A 7,589-nucleotide genomic window follows, 5' to 3' on the forward strand; every position below is an offset into this window, starting at 1 on the left:
TGAAACCGGCACCGCCGGTGATTAAAACAGGGCCTTCAGCCATGACGATAGAACCTATCCAGTAACGCCGGGAGTGCGGCGCGCCAGGCGCGTGGCTTGATCCCGAAAGTGTGCAGAATTTTCTTGCAGGCGAGCACCGCGTGCTGCGGTTCTTCGGCAGCGTCCGGCCGCGCGGCATGGGCCTGGGCGGTCGGCGCTTCGATCGCCAACTGATGCAGATTGCGTGCTTCGGTCAAAATCGCCTGGCCCAGCGCCAGCGGGGTGGTCGCCTCATGCCCGGCATAGTGGTAAGTACCCCACAGCGGCGCGGCGCAATCGAGTTGCTTGAGCACCGAAATGATCACCCGCGCGGCGTCGTCCACTGGGGTCGGATTGCCCCGGCGATCATCGGCCATCAGCAATTCGTCCGGTTGTTCGGCACGGGCAAGGAAGCGCCCGAGGGTGCCTTCAGGGCTGTCATCGAGCAGCCAGCCGAAGCGCAGCAGCACGTGTTGCGGGCACGTGGCGCGAACGCTTTGCTCGATGCGCCACAGCGCCTGACCGCGCAGGCCAAGCGGCACCGGCTCGTCTTTTTCGCTGTAGGCGGTCGCCCGCGAACCGTCGAACACGCGATAGCTGGAAGGCTGCACGAGGATGATGTTGTGGTGCTGGCACAGCTCGGCCAGTCGCTCGATGGCGCGTTCCTGGCCGGCCAGACGGCTTTCGCTGACAGTCTCGGCCTGGAACCAGTCGAAATAGTAGGCGAGATTGATCAACGCATCCGGACGGGTGTCGTCGAGCAGTTGCGTCAGGCTCGCGGCATCCCAGCCGTCTTCGGGCGGGCGGGGGGCGAGGAAACCGATGTCTTCCTCTGCACCGAGGCGAATCAGCGCCTGCCCAAGGGCATTTCCGCCGCCCAGTAACATAAGGCGCATTCGCATAGAGTCAGCAGGCCCAGTCTGATTGGAACGATGGCTTTAGCGACGGTGCTTGTGACACCGCCGTCGATAATTGCCGGAATCGTTGCATTTTGCGGGTTTAGTGCGCAACCGTCACCCGTAAAGTGCAGATCGCCGGGAATTGTGCCGAATCAACGGGCCCCATCGCTGGCAAGCCAGCTCCCACAGGGTTCAGAGTTGATTGCCAGACTTTTGAACAACAAAAATCACTGTGGGAGCTGGCTTGCCAGCGATGAGGCCCCGACTGTCTGTCTAGATCCCCAGCGGTACTTGCATCTTGCCGCCCTCACCCGCATAACTTGAGCCATGAATCTGCCCATTCCCAAGGACGCCGCCCTGGCAGGCTTTCACCCCGCCGTCAGCGCCTGGTTCAGCAATACCTTCCCGACGGTCACCGCCGCACAGGCCCGTGCATGGCCGTTGATCCGCCAGCGCCGTTCGACGCTGATCGCCGCGCCCACCGGCTCCGGTAAAACCCTCACCGCGTTTCTCGCGGTGCTCGACGACCTCGTCCACCGTGGCCTGGAATACCCCGACGGCCTGCCGGACGAAACCCTGGTGGTCTACGTTTCACCGCTCAAGGCTTTATCCAACGACATCCGCATCAACCTGCAGAATCCGCTGGCCGGAATCACCGAGCAGTTGCGCCAGTTGGGCCTGCCCGAATTGCAGATCACCACGGCGGTGCGCACCGGCGACACCCCGCAAAAAGACCGCGCCGCCATGCGCAAAAGTGCGCCGCATATTCTGGTGACCACCCCGGAATCGCTCTACGTACTGCTCGGTTCCGAGTCCGGGCGCAAAATGCTCGGCAGCACGCGCACGGTGATCATCGACGAGATCCACGCCATCGCTGCCGGCAAACGCGGCAGTCACCTGGCGCTGAGCCTTGAGCGACTGCAAGCGCTGTGTGCCGAACCCTTGACCCGCATCGGCTTGTCCGCCACACAAAAACCCATCGATGCCGTGGCGCGGTTTCTGGTCGGCACTGATCGCCCGTGCGAGATCATCGACATCGGCCACGCCCGACCACGGGATCTGGGCATCGAAGTGCCGCCGGTGCCATTGTCGGCGGTGATGGCCAACGATGTCTGGGAACTGGTCTACGACCGCCTCGCCGAACTGGCCCGCGCGCACCGCACCACGCTGATTTTCGTCAATACCCGGCGCCTCGCCGAACGCCTGAGCCGGCACCTCAGCGAACGCCTCGGCAAACACGCCGTGGCCGCGCATCACGGCAGCCTGGCCAAGGAGTTCCGCCTCGACGCCGAACAACGGCTCAAGCGCGGCGAGCTGCAAGTGCTGATCGCTACCGCGTCGCTGGAATTGGGCATCGATATTGGCGAAGTCGATCTGGTCTGCCAAATATCCTCGCCGCGTTCGATTGCCGGGTTTCTGCAAAGAGTCGGGCGCTCCGGGCACCAGGTCGGCGGTACGCCCAAGGGGCGTTTGTTCGCCACCACCCGCGACGACCTGATCGAATGCGCCGCCCTGCTCGACTGCGTGCGCCGTGGCGAACTCGACACCCTGCACATCCCCGAGGCACCGCTGGATGTACTGGCGCAGCAGATCATCGCCGAGGTCAGTTGTCAGGAATGGGCGGAAGACGCGCTGTTGGCGCTGTTCCGCCAAGCATCGCCGTATCGCGACCTCGACGAAAAACACTATCAGGCGCTGCTGACGATGCTCGCCGAAGGCTACAACGGTCGTCAGGGCATCCGCAGCGCCTACCTGCACCGCGACGCCGTCAGCCGCACCCTGCGTGGCCGCCGTGGCGCGCAACTGACCGCTGTGACCAGCGGCGGCACCATTCCCGACAACGCCGATTACAGCGTGCTGCTCGAACCGCAAGGCCTGAACATCGGCAGCGTCAACGAAGACTTCGCTGTGGAAAGCATTGCCGGTGACGTGTTCCAGCTCGGCAATACCTCCTACCGCATCCTGCGCGTGGAAACCGGCAAGGTGCGGGTCGAGGACGCCCAGGGCCAGCCACCGACCATTCCGTTCTGGCTCGGCGAAGCACCGGGGCGCAGCGATGAACTGTCTGCGGCGGTGGCGCGCCTGCAAGCGACCCTCGACGAACTGCTCGGCGCCAGTCCGGGTGACTTGCAACCGGCGCTCGACTGGTTGACCGCAACCCTTGGCCTGAACCGCGCCAGCGCCGAACAACTGGTGGACTATCTCGCCCGCGCACGCCTGACCCTCGGCGCCCTGCCCTCGCAGGACACGCTACTGATGGAGCGGTTTTTCGATGAGTCCGGCGGCACGCAACTGATCATCCATTCACCCTTCGGCAGCCGCATCAACCGCGCCTGGGGCCTCGCGCTGCGCAAGCGTTTCTGTCGCACCTTCAACTTCGAATTACAGGCTGCCGCCAGTGAGGATGCGATCGTGTTGTCGCTGTCCACGAGCCACAGTTTCGAACTGGATGACGTCTGGCGGTACCTGCACAGCAACAGCGCCGAACACATCCTGATTCAGGCGATTCTCGACGCGCCGTTGTTCGGCGTGCGCTGGCGCTGGAATGCCGGGGTGGCGCTGGCGTTGCCGCGTTTTACCGGCGGGCGCAAAGTCGCGCCGCAGTTGCAGCGCATGAAAAGCGAAGACCTGATTGCCAGCGTGTTTCCCGATCAGATCGCCTGCCTGGAAAACCTCGCCGGTGAACGGGAAGTCCCTGAACACCCGCTGGTGGAACAGACTCTCGACGATTGCCTGCACGAGGCCATGGACAGCGACGGCTGGCTCAATCTGCTGCAGCGCATGGAGCGTGGCGAGGTGCGTTTGCTCAGCCGCGACCTGCCGGCGCCGTCACCGTTGGCGGCAGAGATTCTCAGCGCGCGGCCGTACGCCTTTCTCGACGATGCACCGCTGGAAGAACGCCGCACCCAAGCGGTGATCAACCGGCGCTGGAGCGATCCCCAATCAACCGATGACCTCGGGGCTCTGGACGCCGACGCCTTCAACGCGGTGCGCGAAGAAGCGTGGCCGACGCCCACCAACGCCGATGAAATGCACGAGGCGCTGATGAGTCTGGCGTGCGTCAGCGAGGCCGAAGTGCAGGCCAACGAAAATTGGCGCGAATGGCTTGACGCGCTGACTGCGAGCGGTCGCGCCTGCCGCTTGGCCGTTGCGCCAGTAATGGCAGAAGAAAAGCTTCGCGAGCAGGCTCGCTCCCACATTCAACCGCGTTCCGCCAGTTGGAACACAGTCAACGGTGGGAGCGAGCCTGCTCGCGAAGACGGCCTCACAGTCGCCACACATCCACAGCCTGGCTCGTTGTGGCTGGCGCGAGAGCGCCTGAAGTGTCTGCAAGCGCTTTATCCACAGGCCATGTTGCAACCGCCGCAAGCAGCGCTGCCCGGGTTCGATGATATCTGGACGTTCGATGACGCATTGATCGAAGTGATCCGCGCCCGACTCGGCGCCTTCGGTCCGCTGCCGTTAGCCGCCATTGCCGAACCACTCGCGTTGCCGATACCGCAGGTCAATCAGGCCCTCGCACAACTGGAACGCGAGGGTTACGTATTACGCGGCCAATTCACGCCAGGATCGGCAGTGGAAGAATGGTGCGAACGGCATCTGCTCGCGCGCATTCATCGCTACACGGTCAAGCGTCTGCGCCGGGAAATCGAGCCGGTGGCGTTGCAGGATTTCATGCGTTTCCTGTTCGACTGGCAGCACCTGTCCCCCGCTACCCGCGGTCAGGGCAGCGCGGTGTTGCCGGCGATTGTCGGCCAGTTTGAAGGCTACCCGGCAGCGGCTTCGGCGTGGGACAGCGAGATTCTCCCGGCACGCCTGAAAGACTATTCACCGAGCTGGCTGGATGAGCTGTGCCGCAACGGCAAACTGGTATGGACGCGGCTCAGTGCCCGGCAAAAAGTCAGCGGCACGGCGCTGCGCAGTACGCCGATCGTGTTGCTGCCGCGCAGTCAGGTCGGATTGTGGAGTGCGCTGGCCGAGCAGACGCCGGTCAGCGAACTGTCGCCGAAAACGCAAAAGGTTTATGAGGCGCTGAGTGAGCACGGCGCGCTGTTTTTCGATGAGTTGATCCACGAAGCGCACCTGTTGCGCACCGAGCTGGAGATCGCCCTGCAGGAACTGGTCGGCGCCGGCCTGGTGAACGCTGACAGCTTCGCCGGCTTGCGTGCGTTGATCACCCCGGCAAGCAAGCGCCAGCAACGCAGCAATCGTCGCGGACGCGGCGCGTTTGTCGGCGGCATGGACGATGCCGGGCGCTGGGCGTTGCTGCGGCGCGGGCCATTGGTAGAAAGCGGCCAGACGGCTTCGCCGGAAACCCTCGAACACGTCGCCATGACCCTGCTGCGGCGCTATGGCGTGGTGTTCTGGCGCCTGCTCGAGCGCGAGGCGGACTGGCTGCCGAGCTGGCGCGAATTGCTGCGCACGTTTCATCGGCTGGAGGCTCGGGGCGAGATTCGCGGCGGGCGATTTGTCAGTGGTCTGGCGGGAGAACAGTTTGCCTTGCCCGAGGCGATTCCGTTGCTGCGCGAGGTACGGCGGCGGGCGCATGACGGCAGCTTGATCGCGGTGTGCGGGGTGGATCCATTGAACTTGGCCGGGACGTTGCTGCCGGGGGCGAAAGTGCCGGCGTTGGTGAGTAATCGGCTGGTGTATCGGGATGGTTTGCCGGTGGCGGCGGAGGTTGCCGGCAAGCAGATGTTCTGGACCGAGCAGGACCAGGTGGCCATGGAGCAGGTGCGCAGCAAGCTGATCCGGTATTGATGCCCACAGGTCTGGCCTCATCGCGGGCAAGCCCGCTCCCACAGGGGACCTGCGTCGTTCACAAATCCAATGTGGGAGCGGGCTTGCCCGCGAAGAGGCCGGCAATCCCAGCACAAAATCCGGCGGTCAGGTACTCGACCGTTGTGGCACTTCGCTCGCCACCAACTCCCCCTCACCCTGCCGCTTGGGCAACAAAACCTGCTGTGGATAAGTCTGCGCGAAATGCACGTCGGGACTGTTATCCACAAGCTTTTTCAAACGCTGATTGAACGCCCGGCTCACCGCATATTGCCCGCCCGACACGGTACGGAACTGCGCCGTCAGCACCACGCCGTTCAGGTCCATCCGGTCCACGCCAAATACATCCAGCGGCCCTTGCAGGTTGTACTTGAGGAACGGGTCTTCGCGGATCGAATCGCCGGTCTCGCGGATCAGCTCGATGGCCTTGTCGACATCGGTGTCGTAGGTGAACTGCACCGAGAAAAACGCATAGGCAAACTGGCGGGATTGGTTGGTCACTGCCTTGATCTGGCCGAACGGCACCGAGTGCACAAAACCCTTGCCGTCACGCAGGCGCAGGGTGCGGATGGTCAGGCCCTCAACGGTGCCGGCATGTCCGGAATCGAGCACCACCCAGTCGCCGATCGACAGGGTGTCTTCGATGATGATGAACAGCCCGGTGATCACGTCCTGCACCAGTTGCTGCGAGCCGAAACCGATGGCCAGACCGACCACCCCGGCACCGGCCAGCAGTGGCGCGACGTTGATGCCGAGGTTGGCCATGGTGGTGATCGCGCAGATCACCACCAGGATGATTTTGATCGCATTGCGCAGCAGCGGCAGGATGGTTTTCACCCGGGTGCTGGGCTGGCGCGAGGAGCGCTTGCTGACCGGTGGTTTCAGCGCTTCCTGAATCGCCGTGTCGAGCACCACCCACAACAGCCACGTCACCAAAAAGATCAGACCGATGCTGCTCAACGCGTTGCTGATCGCGCGGCCAATCGTGCTGCTCTGGGCGAAATCGAGCAACGAAACACCCCAGATCCGCCCGAGAATATCGATGAAGGCAATCGCCATGACGATCCGCAGCAAGGCGTGCAACAGGCTGAGAAAGCGTTCCTTGTAAGCGCTGCTGCGCTGGATCGCTTCGGCTTTGCGCGACTTGAACAGGTGCTGGAGGATGGTGCTGAGGAACACCGTGCCGATCAGCAACACCGTGGTGAACAACGCACAGCGCAGGGCTTTCTGGTTGTCCTCACCGATGCCGATCAGATTGACCGCCGACACCAGCACCATCAGCACAATCGGCCAATACCAGAGCCCGGAAAAAATCCGCAGCGACTCCTGCAATGACGGCTGCTTCAGTCGCTGCGCCAGCGGCCGGTTACGGATCAGGTGCGCCACCGGTCGGCGCAGGCGAATCACCAGCAGGCCGAAGATGATCGAGGCGATCAGCCCGGTGAACACTGCGACGCTGCTGGTGATGTTACCGCCCAACTGACGGGCGATCTGCGGGCTGGTCAATGCGTCACTGAGAGCGGCGAGGAAGCCGATCAGGAACAGCGGTTTCGGGCAGTAGTCGCGGATGATCCGCACGGCGGGCCGTTTGTGGCCGACGTTGAACATCACCACCACACACAACAGCATCGAGGTGGAGAAAATGCCGCTGCTGGTGGCGTACGCCAGGCACAGCGCCAGCGCTCGCCCGACCGAGGCTTGCAGAAAGTGGCTGACGTACAGTGTCAGCGGCAGACAGAGCAGCGCCGGCACTGTGTACGGCAGCAGGTAGCCGAGCAGGTCCTGGCTGCGCTGGCGGGTACGCAGCCAACTGCCCTGGCTCAGACGCCTGGCCAGCAGACTGCCCAGTACCGTGAGCAGCGCAAAAGCGCCCAGCCAAACCCCGGACAGCAT

At 63.5% G+C, this 7,589-nt stretch carries 3 protein-coding genes; 1 reads left to right on the top strand and 2 read right to left on the bottom strand.

Annotated elements, in window-relative coordinates; all coding sequences use genetic code 11:
- Positions 1-35: 35 nt before the first annotated feature.
- Positions 36-920, bottom strand: coding sequence for a sugar nucleotide-binding protein (locus DBR18_RS08865; protein ID WP_025109524.1), 885 nt, complete (start codon positions 918-920; stop codon positions 36-38).
- A 324-nt stretch (positions 921-1,244) separates the two neighbouring features.
- Between DBR18_RS08865 and DBR18_RS08870 the strand changes: the two genes are divergently transcribed.
- Positions 1,245-5,678 (top strand): DEAD/DEAH box helicase, encoded by a 4,434-nt coding sequence (locus tag DBR18_RS08870; protein WP_108590070.1) that lies wholly within the window; start codon positions 1,245-1,247, stop codon positions 5,676-5,678.
- Between the two features lie 126 nt (positions 5,679-5,804).
- On the opposite strand, the gene DBR18_RS08875 is transcribed toward DBR18_RS08870, so the two are convergent.
- On the bottom strand, positions 5,805-7,589 hold a 1,785-nt coding region (locus DBR18_RS08875; RefSeq protein WP_256588641.1), incomplete at its 5' end, for a mechanosensitive ion channel family protein.

The sequence above is a fragment of the Pseudomonas sp. HMWF021 genome (genome assembly GCF_003061005.1).
Taxonomy (GTDB): Bacteria; Pseudomonadota; Gammaproteobacteria; order Pseudomonadales; family Pseudomonadaceae; genus Aquipseudomonas.